Source organism: Bradyrhizobium sp. 187 (assembly GCF_023101005.1).
Taxonomy (GTDB): Bacteria; Pseudomonadota; Alphaproteobacteria; order Rhizobiales; family Xanthobacteraceae; genus Bradyrhizobium; species Bradyrhizobium canariense_D.
Genome location: NZ_CP064693.1, coordinates 5,682,793 through 5,698,689, shown reverse-complemented (window position 1 = coordinate 5,698,689; position 15,897 = coordinate 5,682,793). Strand labels below are relative to the sequence as shown.

The following is a 15,897-nucleotide window of genomic DNA, read 5'->3' as shown; positions in this document are numbered from 1 at the left end:
TGGACTGCGGTCCTTCTCGATTCCGTATTCTCTGACTCTGTCGTCTGCGCACTTTGTGCGCCTCGGTCGCAATCGCCCATAGGCGCTCGATATATTGACGGCCGTCAAGGCAGCGCGCGCCGCTTTAGGGCATCGGGAGAGAGCCGCTTGAACTCCTTCCACTAGAGTGGATGGCGGTCGCCCGCCCGTTTGAGGGCCGCCGACAGCTCCAGCAGCACGGCGGTCTCGGCTCGGGGAAGCCCGCACCATTTCACCAATTCACGGTCAGCTGTTCGTGATAGACCACCAGCCCAACCAGAAGCCACGATCCTGTGCCCTTGTCATCTTCGGTGTGACTGGGGATCTGACCAACCGGCTGGTGATCCCTTCGCTGTACAACCTCTCGGCAGCCGAATTATTGCCGGAACAATTTTGCGTCGTCGGCGTCGCGCGGTATCCCATGTCGAACGAAGCGCTGCGCGAGAAGCTCATGAAGGGGTTGCGTCAGTTCGCAACCCGCCCCGTGGATGAAAAGGTCGCGCATCGCCTTCTCGAATGTGTCACCTCCGTCGCAGCCGACCCTGGGGACGCCCTGTCCTTCGACAGGTTGAAGGAGCGGCTCGAACAATTGGAGGCCTCGCGCAATACCGGCGGCAATCGGCTATTCTATTTAGCGACACCGCCTGATGCTTTCGCGCCGATCGCGCGCCAGCTCGGTCGTGTCGGCTTATTGAAGGAAGAAGACGGCACCTGGCGACGGCTGGTGGTGGAAAAGCCATTTGGGACGGACTTAGCGTCAGCGCACGCACTGAACGCGGAACTGCTGAGCATTCTCGATGAACCCCAGATCTACCGAATCGATCATTACCTGGGCAAGGAGACAGTCCAAAATATTCTGGTTCTGCGCTTCGCAAACGGAATTTTTGAGCCGATCTGGAACCGCCATCATATCGATCATGTGCAGGTCACCGTGGCTGAGAAGATCGACGTTGGCCACCGTGGCAGCTTCTATGACGCGACTGGCGCGCTGCGCGATATGGTGCCCAACCACCTGTTTCAGCTGCTATCGCTGATCGCAATGGAGCCTCCGACACGTTTCGATGCCCACAACGTCCGTTCAGAAAAGGACGAGGTCCTGGCTGCGATCCAGGCCCAGAGCGAGGACGATGCGCTGAACAACTCCGTGCGTGGGCAGTATATCGCCGGGACGATTGGCGATACCGAGATTTCGGATTATCGAAAGACCCCAAATGTAAAGCCGGATAGCGTGACGGAGACTTACGTCGCCATGAAGCTGCATATAGACAACTGGCGGTGGGCCGGCGTCCCCTTTTACCTGCGCACCGGCAAGGCGCTTGCCATGAAACGCACGGAAGTTGCGATAAAATTCCGCGAGGCGCCCTTTGCGATGTTTCAGTCTACGCACGTCCAGCAGCTGGCTGAGAACTATCTCGTCATCTGTATCGAGCCAACAGAGGGCATTACGCTGCAATTCAACACCAAGGTGCCGGGGCCCTTGATCAGGACCGGCGGCGTACAAATGAAGTTCCGCTACCGAGACTACTTCAAGATCGAACCAGCGACGGGGTATGAGACCCTGATCTACGACTGCATGATTGGTGACAACATTCTGTTTCAACGGGCTGACGGTGTCGAAGCCGCCTGGCGGGCGGTGCAGCCGTTCCTCGATGCCTGGAAAAAAGCGGGCCCGAAGGGGCTGGAATTTTATCCCGCCGGCAGCGAGGGTCCCCCGGGGGCATTCGAATTGTTGAAGCGCGATGGCCGCAGCTGGCGGCCGCTCTGACCGTCATTGTCATGCGCAACTATCGCTCTCTGATTTCAGTTCCCGATCCACCGCTTGCTGGACGCGGCGGCGATAAGGCGGGCCATGACGCTTCGCCTACACCGCAGTTAAGTAGTTTCAACAAATTGCGGTTGTAGTTGCGACATGTAAATGCCGCTGGGTCGTAACGTTGCTGTCTACAAAAATGAGTACGGAGATGCCGAACATGACAGACGTGCTTGATCCGCGACATTGGCAAGAACGCGCTGAGAGGACGAGAGACAAGGCGGAGCAATTCAGCATGAGACACTCGCGCGATCGCCTGCTGAAGATTGCCGAGGAGTACGATCGGCTTGCCGAGCGGGCGGCCGAGCGCCAGGTAGCCGCCAAGGAATCGGTGTGATCGCGACCGCGTCGGTATGCGTAGCCACACGCTCGAAATCACCGCGCCGGCAACCTTTGGGGAGGATCTGCCGCATCAACGAAAATGGGAACAGTTTCGGAGGGATGAGGTTGCCTGTTGCCTACTGCTCACGCAAGATCGGCAAGCATAGTTCGAGACGAACGTGACAGGCGTGTTCGCGGTGGGCGATGTGCGTTCCGACAAGCGCGTCGGCACAGCGATCGGTGAGGCGGCGACCGTCGCGCAGCAGCTTCGCGCGTTTCTGGAGATGGTGCGGACCAATCGAAGCGACCAGCCGGTGCAGACTGCCGCTGCGGTACGATCGGAGATTATTATGCGAGTACTGAGCTGCTGCCGGTTTGATGGACACCGAGATTGGGTGTTTTATCGAGCCAGAGGTGGGTCATGCAGAGACGGAAGTTCAGTCGAGAGTTCAAGATCGAGGCGGTCAAGCTCGTCAGGGAGCGCGGGGTATCTGTGGCGCAAGCTGGCCGAGACCTGGGCGTTCATGAGAACGTGCTGCGCAAATGGGTGAAGGAGTTCGGCTTCGACGCTGCGCAGTCGTTCCCCGGCCACGGGCAACTGAAGCCTGAGCAATTGGAGATCGAGCGGCTGCGGCGCGAGGTCAACAAGCTGAAGGCGGAGCGGGATATCCTAAAAAAGGCCGCTGCCTACTTCGCGAAGGAAGCGACATGAAGTTCGGCTTCATCGCGAAGCACCGGGGCATCTGGCCGGTGGCATGGCTATGCGAAGCGATGGGCGTGTCGCGGTCGGGCTTTCATGCCTGGCTGAACCGATCGCCCAGCGCCAGATCCCGGAGCGACGAGACCGTAGGCCAGCAGGTCAAGGTCAGCTTCCTTGCCAGTGACCGGACTTACGGCGCGCGGCGCGTCTGGCGAGACCTTCTGGCGGACGGCGTCGAATGCGGCCTGCACCGGGTCGAACGGCTGATGCGCCTGCAGGCCCTGCGGGCGCGGCCACGACGCCGGCGTCTGCCGAAGGACGCAGGCCATCGCCAGATTGCGAACGTGGCGTCGAATCTTCTGGATCGGCAGTTCGAGGCCGAGCGCCCGAACCAGAAGTGGATCGCCGACTTCACCTACATCTGGACGGCTGAGGGCTGGCTCTATGTGTCGGCGGTGATCGACCTGTTCTCGCGCCGGGTGGTCGGCTGGTCGATGAACGCCAGCATGACCGCCCAGTTGGTTGCGGACGCCCTGTTGATGGCGGTCTGGCGGCGCGGCAAGCCGGATGCCCTGATGCATCATTCCGATCGCGGCAGCCAGTACGTCAGCGAGCAGTTCCAGCGCTTGATGGCTGATAGCGGCATCGTCTGCAGCATGAGTCGGTCCGGCAACGTCTGGGACAACGCGGCGATGGAGAGCTTCTTCTCGTCGCTGAAAACCGAACGCACCGAGCGCAAAACCTATCGCACCAGGAACGAGGCCAGAGCAGATGTGTTCGATTACATCGAGCGGTTCTACAACACGACCCGACGTCACTCGACGATCGGTTACCTCAGCCCTGTTGAGTTCGAGCGCAAGGTGGGATTAGCTTAACCCGGTGTCCATCAAACCGGCAGCAGCTCATACAGCACACACAGGACTACTCCGTACCACCACCAGGAACCACGGAAGCGCTTCAGCTTGGTTGCATATGCCACGTGATTTACCACGAGACCAAGGCGGAGGAGTTGGAGCCCGCCGGCATGCTTGCGGCTCCCGACGCAAACTGTCCGGTCCATGGCAGCTCCGCCCAACTGGAGGAGCACAACTGAATCGGGTCGCGGGCACGGTGACGCCAAGAGCGTTGGCCGCCGCAGAGGCGGCCTTACCGCCGTTCGATAATGACTGTTCCCCTCACCACGAACAGGGTTCGGTTGCCGTCAGTTACTTCGGTGGCGAGATAGGTGTTGCGGGAACGCACCGCAGCTCTTTTCAGGCCGGCCGGCATCCGCTGCGCGGCTTGGTGACAGGCTGTGGCATCGCTCGGGAATAGTTCCCCACGCGTATCTTCAGTCTTTTGGCCACCCAGATGCTGATGAAAGAAATAGCGAGGCATTGAAGCCGCCCTTCTCCATTCGAGGGTTAACGAACGGTAGGCGGCTTGGTTCAAAAGTGAACTTTGGGGGTAAGCCGGGAAACTCCGACGCCGAAGCGCCGGAGTCCCAGTGGCCTCGGTACTCCCGGTGCACCAGGGATCACCCCGGAAACCACCATCTCCATCGATAGAGCGGACGCGATGAACACTCGCTGAAAATGCGATAGTTCCCAATAGGTGGAGGCCGCATTACTCTGCGGCGTCCTGAACGGTGCGGATCAACTTGGCCCGCTGGGCGAGTCCGTCATAGGTGTTGGCGATCTTACGGAGCGATTCCTTGACCTGCTTATGCTCGCATTTGTCCGACTTCGCGCGGAACTCCTCTGCGCGCATCTCCCAGTATTTTGGTGGATGCATCTTCTCGATGCCCATGACGACCTCCGCTTGCCATCTGTGGTGCGTGATCGGGGCTCATGTGTCGTTGACGAATGTCAATCGCCTAAGTTGCAATTCGGATTCGTCGCTCGCCTAACTCTGCTGTTTCGGTCCTCATTGTCTCGTTGTCGGCTGAGAGTTCGACGGCGGCCTTGACGATCGTCAAGGCGCCCAAGCGCATCGCATGCGATGGCATCGCTCCCATCGGCTTCTGGTGAGGGAACGTGTAGGAATGCCTCGCAGGCGATCTTTTCTTCACACCCGCAGCAGTTGCATACGGTCATGCGCCTCGCGGTCGGACAGCTATGGTCGATAGGGAAGTTAGCAGCGCCATACCAAAAGGAGCACCGCATGAACAGAGATGTACCCTATGCGATCATCTTCGTGATCGGGATGGTTTGCCTTGGCGTCGTTCTGATGCTCTGGGCTATGGAGGGGACCAGTAGCGGACGACGGCAGCGCCAGGCCTCCGACACACCGCGAAGCGCATATACGCAACCTAGCGTGAGCCCCGTTCCTGCGGCGCCCGAGCCCAATAATGACACCCGTGCTTACAGCACCAGGGGAAGCAGCGGTCCCCCCAAATAGGAGCGTAGCGTGGTTGATGGACCAGGTAATTCTCTAACGGAGAGAGGCCATGAATCGTATGCAGCAGGCTCGAAGGGCGAGACTATCATGAATGCGACTGAGACCATTACGTTGGTCGAGGCATATGATGCGATGCGGGTCTTCTTGGAAGAGGTACGGCAGCGTGAGGGTGGGACTTCGGCGGAATTGGAGCGCCTTATCGGAGCCCTGAAATGGGCAGACGGGACACCGGTTGATCCGGCGGCGTGGCAAGACTGGCTGCGGGCGGTGGAAGTGGCGAAATCCCGGCTGGCTTCTTGAACGCTGCCAAAATGGCCAAAAGCGACTGAACCACCTGCGTACAGACAGCCACGCCGGCAATTCCACAGAGACGGTGCCGAGCGCGTGCGCAAGCGCTCCTTCCTGAAGCTTCGCACTCGATGCCGCTCTCGAGCAGGGATAGATGAATGCTCAGCGTGTGAATGCCAAGCGCATCGCATAGCAGCGACTAAATGCTGATATTACTGACATTCGTCAAGGCGCTCTGCGGACGATGAGTGAGACTGGCCTCCATCGATACATCGGGCTTCAGGAGCACGCTTTACCGGAAAGCCAGGCTGGGAAGCTTTCGACTGAGAAGCGCCATACACCGCCGATGAGGTTTGCAGCTGCCCTGCATGCGCAATACGGGCGCGTCAGGCGCGATTGCCCCCCGGCGGCAATAAGCCAAGGTGCGGAGCAAGCCATGAGCTATTACGACTACAACCCGCAACGACCGTCGCGCGGCGCAGGTGTTCCGCCGTCACTGGATGCCCAAATCGAGGCAGGGCTGCGCGTCCACATGCAGCGGGTCTACGGCTATATGGCCGGCGGCCTCGCGCTGACGGGTATCGTGGCCTATGCCGCCGCGGCTTCCGGCTTCTATCAAGCCATCGCAGGGACGCCGCTAATCTGGCTGGTGATGTTGGCGCCGCTCGGCTTCGTGTTGGTCCTAAGTTTTCTCATCCAGCGCATGAGTGCAGATACGGCGATGCTGCTGTTCGCGCTCTATGCCGCCGTCATGGGGCTGTCGTTGGGTGGCATCTTTCTGGTGTTCACGGGAGCCTCGATCGCGCGCGTGTTCTTCATCACGGCAACGACCTTCGGCGTGATGAGCCTCTACGGTTACACGACCCGGTCCGATCTATCGGGCTTTGGGTCCTTCCTGATGATGGGCCTGATCGGCATTGTGATCGCGTCTCTCGTCAACATCTTTATCGGCTCAAGTGCGCTGCAGTTCGCGATCTCGATCATCGGCGTGATCGTTTTCGTCGGCTTGACCGCATACGACACCCAGCGGATCAAGCAGATGTATCTCGATACTGAATCGCGCGAAACAGCTGGCAAAAAGGCGGTGCTGGGCGCGCTCGCGCTCTATCTTGATTTCATCAACCTGTTCATGGTGCTGATGCAATTGTTCGGCCAGCGCCGCGAAAGTTGACGACGTGCTGGCTTGAGAACCTGGAAGGGAAAGCTGGAGGCGATTGTGATTCCCTTTTCAGTACTGGACCTTGCGCCGATCAACCAAGGCAGCGACACCGCGCAGGCCTTCCGCAACTCGCTCGATCTCGCCCGGCATACCGAGCGTTGGAATTACAGGCGCTTCTGGCTGGCCGAGCATCACAACATGCCGGGCATCGCAAGCGCTGCGACTGCGGTGGTGATCGGCTACATTGCCGGGGGCACCAAGACAATCCGGGTTGGCTCCGGCGGCATCATGCTGCCGAACCATGCGCCTCTGGTCATTGCCGAGCAGTTCGGAACGCTTGAGTCCCTTTACGCGGGCCGCATCGATCTTGGTCTCGGCCGCGCTCCCGGAACGGACCAGCTAACGGCGCGTGCTTTGCGACGAAACCTGGCGGCAGGCGCCGAAAGCTTTCCCCGCGACGTCATGGAACTGATGGCGCTGCTCGGACCGGCGCAACCTGGTCAGGCGGTGCGGGCCGTTCCCGGCGCCGGACTCAGGGTGCCGGTCTGGCTCTTGGGTTCCAGCACGTACAGCGCGCAACTCGCTGCGACGCTTGGCCTCCCATTTGCATTTGCGTCGCACTTTGCGCCCGGAGAGCTGCTCAACGCCCTGAACATATACCGCGCCCGGTTTCAGCCGTCGCAATTTCTGCAAGCGCCGTACGCCATGGTAGGCGTCAATGTCTTTGCGGCGGATACTGATGCGGAGGCGCAGTATCTATTCACATCGTGGCAGCAGCAGTTCATCAACTTAAGGCGGGCCTCACCAGGACCGCTGCCGCCGCCGGTCGACGACATGGATCAGCGCAGCTCGCCCGCAGAGCGGTCGATGGTCAAGGAGGCGCTGGCTTATTCGACTGTGGGCAGCCCCGCCACCGTGAAAAGCGGGCTGGTTCGGATCATTGCCGAGACCCGGGCGGATGAGCTCATTTTGACGGCCCAGATCTACGACCATACGGCGCGACTGCGCTCGTTTGAAATTGCCGCTGAACTTGTTCCCGAGGCCGCTGCGCTTGCCGCCAGCCTCACCTGAAACCCGTGCCACTAGTCGAGTGCCGAAATCCAGCCCGTGATCCTGAATCTGCATCGCCCGTCATCCCGACCCCGACAAGTAGTGTTCGACAACAGCGCGGTTTGCGAAGGTTGTAGCGATTGCGGCCAGGCGTCTAACTTGCCTGACCAACGTGCCGCTCCAGACCGGGCGCCGCCGGACGGTTACGCGTTGCTCGTCAATTTTGCTCTTTTGCGCTACCCGAGGCAGTAGTGCCGGAAAATGCAATATCCGCGATGACCGGCAGATGATCCGAATAGGCCTTCGCGTCCTCATCGGTCCACGCCTCCAGGATTTCGCCGTTAGCCGTGGTGTAAATGCGGTCGAGGCGTAGGATTGGCAGCCATGACGAAAATGTTCGCAGGCGCGTACGCACCGGGCAACGCCCAGCCAATGCGCGCCGTACGGATTTAACCCAAAGCCAGTCGTTGAAATCGCCGACCACCACTGTCCAAGGACTATCGACGAGGCGGGCGATCGCGCGGGCCTGCGCCTGGCGCTCATGGATCGAAAGACCGAGGTGGGTGGCAACGACGGTGACCTCGCCGCGGGATGTCCGGATGCGGACCGTGATCGCGCGGCGCGGTTCCTGTTCCTGATAGGAGACGTCTGTAATCACGGGCGGGGCTGCGAATGGAAGCCTGCTGAGCAGGACCTGGCCGTAGTCGCCGTCCGCGGTAACGATCGAGCGGGCTTCTGCACGATGTTCTCCCACTACATCTGCGAGCTTTGTGAAGGGATCGTCGCTGCGTCCGCGCGAATCGACCTCCTGCAAGGCGACCACATCCGGCGACCATTTTTTTATGATGGCGCTGACACCTTCCAGATCGAACTCGGGATTGAGGTTGAACGTGCCGTGCACGTTCCATGTCATGACGCGAAGAGAGCCGGTCACCGCCTGCGCCCGGCAAGCCAGGTGACCACGAACTGCGCGCCCAGACAAACGCCGATCCAGGCCGCGATGGTAACGCCGAGTAGCGCCGCGCTAGACCATGATGCGTTGCGGGCAAAGTCCGCGATCTGCGCACCGAGGGCCGCCATGGTGGCAATGCCTGGTGCCATTCCCAATATACTACCGATCAGAAAATCGCGCGGGTCAGCTGACTGGCCCCGGCAAGTAGATTGACGAGCGAGAACGGCGCGAGCGGCACCATGCGGATCAAGGCGACGGCAACCACCCCCTTGCCTACGATGCGATTCTGAATCGCAGAGCGCGCGTGCCCATCAGCGATTGCAGCCGCTTGTGTCCCATGAAGCGGCCGATCATGAACAGAAGCGATGCACTCAGCAGCACGCCGGCGAGGGAACTCGCAATGCCGAGCCATGGGCCGAACGCGGCCGCTGTCGCGGCGATGAGAACGAGGACCGGAAACACGACGAGCCCGCCCAGCACGAACGCTGCGATCGCAAACAGCGGAGCGAATTTCCACTGTGTATTTTGCGAGATGACGCCGGTAACGTAACCGACCTCCGTGAAGGCATTGAGCGGCGTGTATTGCCATGCGAGCGTCAGTCCGACGAGCGACAGCGCAATGCCGGCGACCGCGATCATTGTCCGTTCCGTCCACATCCGGCGCGCAGTGCGCCGCAGTTCGAGCGGCCTCCTGGGATCGGCGATCGGCTGCACAAGCTCCGTCATGGCGCGCGTGGAGATGTTTTCCTCTTCAATCGGCACCAGCTTCTTGCCGGCCGCGGACGATCGGTGACGGTCGATGAACCCCAGAAGGTCCTGCTCATTGGAGGCGATCTCACGCGCCTCAAGCCCGAGGAAGTGGCCGATTAATCGATGCCGTACGCCGCGGACGAACGTCTCGTGCTCATCGCAGGTTGCCTCAAAGGCGAGGTCGCATTCGGAATCGGCCCCCAGCGAGCGGTTATTGAGGTTCGCCGAGCCAACACGAAGAAAGCCGTCGTCGACGATCATGACCTTGCTGTGAACCATGATGGCAGCGGCATCAAATTGGGGCTGCTCCGTAGTGGGATGGAGGATGCGCAGCCGTTCGGTTATGCCGGCGGCGACGAACGGAGACATGAAGCTGAGCCGGCCTCCCTGCATAGCCTGCGATTCGAACCAGGACGAGTGCTCCCGCGGCGCGACGATCAGCACTTTCAACGAAGGCACGATTGCCATGCGACGCGCCAGAGCAAGCGCGATTTCGTTGGCGCTGGTGAATTGGTTCTCGATGTAGATCAGCCGGTTGGCCGTTGCGATCGAGGCTTCGAACAACCGCGACACTTCCGTGATTCCGGGTTGATCGGCGGTTTGCGGTGCGGTCTTGGCGATGCCGACCATGAGATCGCGTCCGTCGACGGCGACGAAGTTCGGCCATCGATTGCCGCTCTGCCGCTGGGCGTCCGGCCCGGCGCAACCGGCGGCGCCCCATCTCGCCCGGACGACTTCGCCCAGCGCTGCCGCGGCATCGCTGTCGACCATGCATTGCACGTCGTGAAATGGCGGGTAGGGCTTTCCTTCGTGATCGAGGCGAAGCGGATTGCTGGCGGCGTGCTCGCTCGTGTCCCAGCGCCGCACCGTGAGATCCAGGCCTCCGATGAAGGCGACGAGATCGTCTATCACGACGATCTTTTGATGCTGCGCCGATCCAAGCGGCAGGCTGTCATCAAGGCAAAAGCGAATGCGGCCACCGGTGCCGGAGCTGAATTTTTCCGCTGAATTCCATTCACGCTCGGCGGCATACAGAGTAGCAAAGTCCCAATCCAAAACGTTGACAACGAGCTTTGGCTTCTTCTCGATCAACGCTTTCAGGAATGGTCCAAGCATTGGCGGAAGGCCATCATTCACGCGACCGGTGGGACCCACGAGATGTGTCTCGCTATGGATGTCCCATCCGATTATGTATACCTCGCGCTCGGCGAGGAGCAGCGCGGCCCGCAGTGCCGCAAAATATTCGGCAGCATCGTTCAGGATCGCGACGCGGTCTGCTCTGCATCGTCGCCAGACAGTATCGCCGGGGATGAGAATGGAAGACGTGCGAAGCAGAGGTGACCTGCGTATCGGTTGGCTGACGCTAGCTGAAACGCTTGCACATCCAATCGGTTCCGTTGAGCCGAGTTAGGCTAACCGCTTTGACGGGCGGCGCAGGGAAAGACGACGCACCGTCGTGTTTCATCTCGAGAACGCACGCCGCAAACCTGGAGCGGTCTCGATTGCCCTGTCCGTTGCTCTCGCCTTACGCCGGGGCCTTTTGGCTTGATGCGTTCCGGTCGCAGACGGCCTCTCGACGTGAATCCGGCGGGAAGAGAGGCGCTGGTATTCCGGCAGCGCGAGGAGATTGAGGACGGCGCGAACGAAATGACGTGAATGGGCGGCAGCGGGCCGCACGCGAACTTGAGATGCGCCCATGTGAACCCGCGGCGTAAGAAAACAGGATGTCCGAAACAGTGGGTTTGGGGCTGTAGCGGTCTCCCGCTACTAAATCCAGCGCAACCCGTTGATTTCCCAGACTTGGCCGATCGATGTTTCGACGCGAGGGATGTCTCATTGATACATCCGAGCTGGTCGTTGATCAATTCTCACGGTCGACCTGCCTGCGAGGTATGGCGTCGCCGCGACGAGTGGTTAGAGGTCCCGCTGAGCCTGCGGAGTTAGCGGTTTCAATCGACCTCGGTCGAGCAGCAATCCTCGATTGCACGTCGCTTTTGCCATTCGGCGCGGACCAGCCGGGGGCGGGGAAAATGGCTGCAACAGATGCGCAGCACGGGTAGATAAGCTCTTGATTTCCCATGGCGTGACACAGTTTCCTAAACGGTAGGTCGCCGCCGATGAAAAAGGGGCGCTGAGCCCCGGAAGAGGGATACGAATCCCTCCCTCTCCGCCAGTATAAAACGGCTTCAAGAAAGCCCCGTACCCAAGGCCGATCTAACCTGCTATGGCGGGCCGCAAGTTTAAACGCGCGTGGAAGGACAGGCTTGATGGGCATCGGACACACCATCGATATCGGGACCCGGCCGCCGCTGGCTACCAATGCATCGAATCGATGAGATTCCGGATATCCGCTCACGCCCGCTCTGCAAAGCTCGCGAGGACTAAAAGCCGGACAGCCTCGGCGAACTGATGCACGCGCAACCGGTCCATCATACGTGAGCGGTGAACCTCGACCGTGCGCACACTGATACCAAGATCGAACGCGATGACCTTGTTTTGCTGCCCGGCCACGAGCGCCTCAAGAACCTGCCGCTCGCGTGGACTGAGCGTATTGATCAACGCTACCGCCGCAGCAATTTCATCGGTCCGGCCCTTCGCCGCGCTGGTCTTCAGCGCGGACTCAATCGCCGCTATCAGGGCGTCGTCGCTGTAGGGCTTTTCAATGAAGTCCACCGCTCCGGCCTTCATCGCTCGGACCGCGGTCTGCACGTCGCCTTGAGCCGTCACCACAATGACCGGCAAGTCCGGGTTTATCAGCCGAAGGCGAGCATGAACCTCGAAGCCGTCCATCTCCTGCATACGAAGATCCAGCAAGACGCAGCCCGCGAGTAAGCTGCCCGCGACGTCGAGGAACGTTTTTGGCGTTGCATACGACTCCACCTGGAAACCGACCGCGTCCAGCAGCCGCTCCAACGATCGGCAGATCGCCGGGTCGTCATCAACAACGTAAATGAACCGTTCGGCGGCCATCGGTGGGCTCATCACTCCGGCGGGACGGGCAGCGTCACACGAAAGATTGCTCCGCCGCCGCAATTGGGCTCATATCCCAGCTTTCCGCGGTGGGTCTCGACGATCGAGCGGGAGATCGAGAGTCCCAGTCCCATGCCATTGACTTTCGTGGTGCGGAATGGCTCGAAGAGGTGTTCGACAATATCGTCTGGCAGGCCCGAGCCACGATCTGCTACAGCGATCTCAATCGACTCGTCATCGAGACGCGCTGTGACCACTTCCAACTCGCGCCATTCGCTCTGCCCCATTGCCTCGTGCGCATTGCGTATCAGATTAAGCATCACTTGCTGTAGTTGAATTCGGTTTGCAAACACTGCCTTGGCGCGAGGATCGAAGCTCAGCCGGACCTTCACGCCATTGGGTCCGGCTCCTGCCGAGGCAAGATGACTGGCTTCACGGATCAGGTCCGGCAGGTTTTCGATGCGCATGTCCGTCCCGCCGCGCGCAACGAACTCTCGCAGCCGCCGAATGATCTCGCCGGCGCGGAGGGCCTGCTCGGCGGCTTCGCCAAGGACATCGCGTACAGGGTCGACTCTGTAGGGCGCGTTTGCCATCATCCGACGCCCCGCGTTGACCAAATTGGTCAGCGCGGTCAGCGGCTGGTTTAATTCATGCGCCAACGCGCCGGCCATCTGACCCGCGGCGCTCAGCCGCGACGCATGATGGAGCTCCGCTTGTAGCTTCTGCGCGCGGGCATCCGCGCGCGCGCGCTCCTCAGCTTCAATCGTCAGTCGCTCAAGCGCCTCCGCCAATTCCGATGTCCGTTCCGTCACCCGCTGCTCCAACGACCCGTTGAGGCGTCGAAGATCACCCTCCAGCTTTTTCTGAGGCCTCAGATCGCGGCTGACGGTCGCCATGTTCGTAGGACAGCCCGTGCGCTTGTCGTCGATGCGGAACCAATCGACCAGGAATGGAATGATCTCCCCCGTTCTGAAGTGGCGGAGGTGGAGTTCCCCGAGCCAGCGTCCGGTTCTCATCACCATTGGAAGCGCCTCGTGAAGCGCCCGAGTCCGCTCATAGGGTGCCATGAAATCGAAGATGCTAAGCCGCTGCACTTCCTCGATGCCTGAAAGGCCGAGGAGTTCGTAGGCCGCGCTATTGAGATATTGCGGCGTGCCCTCTAGATCGGCGAAACCAATGAACTCGGACGACCGTTCGATCACGGTCGTCAAACGCCGTTGCTCGGCCTCCGCGTGCCGGCGTTCGATAGCGAGCGTTGCGTGGTTCGCCGCAATTCCGAGAAGGAGCCGGTCCGTCTCGCTCGGAAATTGCGGATTGACGGAACCTGCGACGATCCCGGCGTCTCCGCCAAAGCCCATCGGCGCGGCCACGATCCGTAACGTTCCCTTCCCGAGTGGGTTGTCGATTGCGGATATCTGCTGGTGCCTTCCGCGCGACGCGCCGCGGAGGATGCGTTCAATGTGACCGGACGACCCGACGGGTACCGCTTGGCTCGTGCGCATCACGTCGGCCGCAGCCTCGTCGCGCAGCCCCGGCACAGTCACGTAAATGACGTCGGCATTGAGCATCGAAAGCAAGGCGGCCGCCGCGCTGTCGGCGATCTGCCGCGTATCGTAGTCTTTCCAGATTGCCGGCAGCGTCGAAAGCGCGACGAGATCGCGGATGCAGCGCCTGAGTTCTTGCGGCTCGGAAAGCATATTGACCCAAGGCATGTCGCCCGATCAAATCCACAACCACACCGATGAAGGGGAAGTACACTATGCTGCCGACTGATCGGTTTCAACGACCAGCTCTGCAAAGGATAGCTTCACCGGCTCGAGGTGCGGCTCAATGCTCGCAAAGAAATTTTGCGGGACCGCGTTGAGAATGCGATTGGCGCACTCAGACATGACGAGGCTCCCTGTGCAGGTTGGGCGGGAGCGCCGGAGCGTCTCTCAGCCACTGAAGCCATTAAGTCTCTCAGTGATGAGAACTATTAGCTCTCCTGATCCGGAATAGCGAGCCTTAGTTTCGTTTCCAAGGGACAGGCAAACCTCTTAAAAAAACCTCAACTGGACGGGAATGGGCGGTCACGCGGGGACTGACCAGCAAGATGTCGTGCAAACGCGCTTTGATTATTGTCGGATTTCGCCGGCAGGCATAAATGATTACGTAGAATTACTTAATCTGCTTGGCCACTATCTCCCCTTACATTTCCGCATCTTAGCCGCGACAATGTTGCCGCGGCACGGCCCGCGGAAGCAAAGGCCATGGCAAACCTCAAGGAGCCGCTCGACGCTGCAACTGGGCAACAAATCGACGCCATCCTGCAGCGGCTGAGAAATTCCAAGGATGTGGGCGCGGACCTGCTGCAGGTCCTCGATATCGCGATCGGCATAACGGGTGCCGACATGGGCACGGTGCAGCGCTTCGACGAAAGAGCTGACTGCCTGACAATTGTTGCCAGCCGCGGATTCTCGACCGAAGCCCTGGCTTTTTTCGGCGTTGTGCGCCGCGACACTAACACCACATGCGCTGTCGCGCTCATGCGGCGCATGCGCGCGTTTGTCGAGGACGTCTCAACGAGCTACCTGTTTGTGGGCACGCGCGAACTCGATATGCTGCGTGCCGGCGGCATTGCTGCCGTACAATCGACGCCGCTCATCAGCAGCAGCGGCCACCTCTGGGGCGTGTTCACAACCCACTTTCGCGAACGGCAGATAGAGAGCGAGTTCGATCATGCTCCGCTGGATCGGCTCGCCGTCCAGGTTGCGGACAGCCTGGAGCAACGAGAGGGCCTGGTGCCGAGCCGGCACTTTCACGGCAAGCAGGTCGCAGAGGACGCTCAACCAAGAGGCTGACATGAATTCAACTGCCGAGCCCATTCCTTTTAGACGATCCATGCTGCGCGAGCACCGGCATGTCTGCGCGTTCTTCAGTTCGGCAGTGGAGGAATACGACGCGTTGCTGCCGTTCATTTGCGACGGCATCAACTGCGGCCAGCGCGCGTTTCATGTCCTCCCTTCTCAGCACAGGGAGGATCACCTCAATTGGTTGCGCAACGCCGGCGTCGACGTGGAGAAGACGATGAAAAGCCGTCAGCTCGAAGTCGCGCTGCCGGAGGACACCTATCTCAAGACCGGACGCTTCGACCAGGACGCCATGCTCGTCCTAATCCAGGAGGCCTTGAAGGCCGGCGCCGGGCTCGGCTTCCCGTTGACGCGGATGATCGCGCACGCCGAAATGGCCGTGGACGACTGGAAGAGCGGCATCGAATGGGCCGAATACGAGATGCTACTCAATAGCGTTCTGCCGAATTACGACGACCCGGTGATTTGCACCTTCGACGTCAATCTGCTGACGGCGCCGCATGCCATCGATATTTTGCGAACGCATCCTATGGTCATCGTCGGCGGCGTCTTGATCGAGAACTCGTTCTTCACGAGCCCGCATGATTTTATCCGCGAGGTGCAGTCGCGAACCGGACCAGGCCAGTCTTATCGCGCATAGCCCGACGAAGC

Annotated in this window: 16 protein-coding genes; 8 read left to right on the top strand and 8 right to left on the bottom strand. The window is 60.4% G+C overall.

The window, feature by feature from the left end; genetic code table 11:
• Positions 1-274: 274 nt before the first annotated feature.
• The 3 genes from zwf to IVB19_RS27585 all read left to right on the top strand — a co-directional run bounded on the left by zwf (position 275) and on the right by IVB19_RS27585 (position 3,724).
• The gene (gene zwf, locus IVB19_RS27595; RefSeq protein ID WP_247820211.1) at positions 275-1,783 is read left to right on the top strand and encodes a glucose-6-phosphate dehydrogenase; all 1,509 of its coding nucleotides are present in this window, start codon (positions 275-277) and stop codon (positions 1,781-1,783) included.
• A 205-nt stretch (positions 1,784-1,988) separates the two neighbouring features.
• Positions 1,989-2,165, top strand: a complete 177-nt coding sequence (locus IVB19_RS27590; protein WP_247820206.1) for a hypothetical protein — start codon at positions 1,989-1,991, stop codon at positions 2,163-2,165.
• A gap of 405 nt (positions 2,166-2,570) precedes the next feature.
• Positions 2,571-3,724 (top strand): IS3 family transposase gene (locus IVB19_RS27585; protein ID WP_088930867.1). Its coding sequence is split into 2 segments (ribosomal slippage): positions 2,571-2,820 and positions 2,820-3,724, totalling 1,155 coding nucleotides; the frame shifts between segments, so codons are not numbered across the junction.
• A gap of 271 nt (positions 3,725-3,995) precedes the next feature.
• Here the strand turns inward: IVB19_RS27585 and IVB19_RS27580 are convergent.
• Together IVB19_RS27580 and IVB19_RS27575 are read right to left on the bottom strand one after the other, a co-directional pair.
• On the bottom strand, positions 3,996-4,226 hold the full coding sequence (locus IVB19_RS27580) for a DUF6894 family protein (protein WP_247820204.1): 231 nt from the start codon (positions 4,224-4,226) through the stop codon (positions 3,996-3,998).
• 228 nt (positions 4,227-4,454) lie between these two features.
• Positions 4,455-4,637 (bottom strand): hypothetical protein, encoded by a 183-nt coding sequence (locus IVB19_RS27575; protein ID WP_247820203.1) that lies wholly within the window; start codon positions 4,635-4,637, stop codon positions 4,455-4,457.
• A gap of 678 nt (positions 4,638-5,315) precedes the next feature.
• On the opposite strand from IVB19_RS27575, the gene IVB19_RS27570 reads away from it, so the two are divergent.
• The 3 genes from IVB19_RS27570 (at position 5,316) to IVB19_RS27560 (ending at position 7,746) form a co-directional block, all read left to right on the top strand.
• Entirely contained in the window at positions 5,316-5,528 is a 213-nt protein-coding gene (locus IVB19_RS27570) for a hypothetical protein (RefSeq protein WP_247820202.1), read from the top strand.
• Between the two features lie 424 nt (positions 5,529-5,952).
• The gene (locus tag IVB19_RS27565) at positions 5,953-6,687 is read left to right on the top strand and encodes a Bax inhibitor-1/YccA family protein (protein ID WP_524536697.1); all 735 of its coding nucleotides are present in this window, start codon (positions 5,953-5,955) and stop codon (positions 6,685-6,687) included.
• Between the two features lie 45 nt (positions 6,688-6,732).
• Positions 6,733-7,746 carry an LLM class flavin-dependent oxidoreductase gene (locus IVB19_RS27560; RefSeq protein WP_247821714.1) on the top strand — a complete coding sequence of 338 codons (1,014 nt, stop codon included), beginning with the start codon at positions 6,733-6,735 and terminating at the stop codon, positions 7,744-7,746.
• A 196-nt stretch (positions 7,747-7,942) separates the two neighbouring features.
• Here IVB19_RS27560 and IVB19_RS27555 read toward each other — a convergent pair whose 3' ends face one another.
• The 6 genes from IVB19_RS27555 to IVB19_RS40275 form a co-directional block, all read right to left on the bottom strand.
• Positions 7,943-8,659 carry an endonuclease/exonuclease/phosphatase family protein gene (locus tag IVB19_RS27555; RefSeq protein WP_247820201.1) on the bottom strand — a complete coding sequence of 239 codons (717 nt, stop codon included), beginning with the start codon at positions 8,657-8,659 and terminating at the stop codon, positions 7,943-7,945.
• A complete protein-coding gene (locus tag IVB19_RS27550) occupies positions 8,656-8,826 on the bottom strand; it encodes a hypothetical protein (protein ID WP_247820200.1) in 171 nt (56 codons plus the stop codon). Before IVB19_RS27550 ends, IVB19_RS27555 begins: the two co-directional genes overlap by 4 nt.
• 124 nt (positions 8,827-8,950) lie before the next feature.
• The gene (locus IVB19_RS27545) at positions 8,951-10,603 is read right to left on the bottom strand and encodes a VTT domain-containing protein (RefSeq protein WP_524536767.1); all 1,653 of its coding nucleotides are present in this window, start codon (positions 10,601-10,603) and stop codon (positions 8,951-8,953) included.
• A gap of 1,176 nt (positions 10,604-11,779) precedes the next feature.
• Positions 11,780-12,397, bottom strand: coding sequence for a response regulator transcription factor (locus tag IVB19_RS27540; RefSeq protein WP_247820197.1), 618 nt, complete (start codon positions 12,395-12,397; stop codon positions 11,780-11,782).
• Positions 12,398-12,408: 11 nt separating this feature from the next.
• A complete protein-coding gene (locus IVB19_RS27535) occupies positions 12,409-14,109 on the bottom strand; it encodes a sensor histidine kinase (RefSeq protein ID WP_247820195.1) in 1,701 nt (566 codons plus the stop codon).
• 45 nt (positions 14,110-14,154) lie between these two features.
• Positions 14,155-14,286: a hypothetical protein gene (locus IVB19_RS40275; protein WP_256474567.1), complete on the bottom strand. Its 132-nt coding sequence runs from the start codon at positions 14,284-14,286 to the stop codon at positions 14,155-14,157.
• Between the two features lie 360 nt (positions 14,287-14,646).
• Here IVB19_RS40275 and IVB19_RS27530 point away from each other — a divergent pair, with 360 nt between their 5' ends.
• Both IVB19_RS27530 and IVB19_RS27525 read left to right on the top strand, forming a co-directional pair.
• Positions 14,647-15,237 (top strand): GAF domain-containing protein, encoded by a 591-nt coding sequence (locus tag IVB19_RS27530; protein WP_247820194.1) that lies wholly within the window; start codon positions 14,647-14,649, stop codon positions 15,235-15,237.
• Between the two features lies 1 nt (position 15,238).
• On the top strand, positions 15,239-15,886 hold the full coding sequence (locus tag IVB19_RS27525) for an MEDS domain-containing protein (protein ID WP_247820193.1): 648 nt from the start codon (positions 15,239-15,241) through the stop codon (positions 15,884-15,886).
• Positions 15,887-15,897 lie beyond the last annotated feature (11 nt).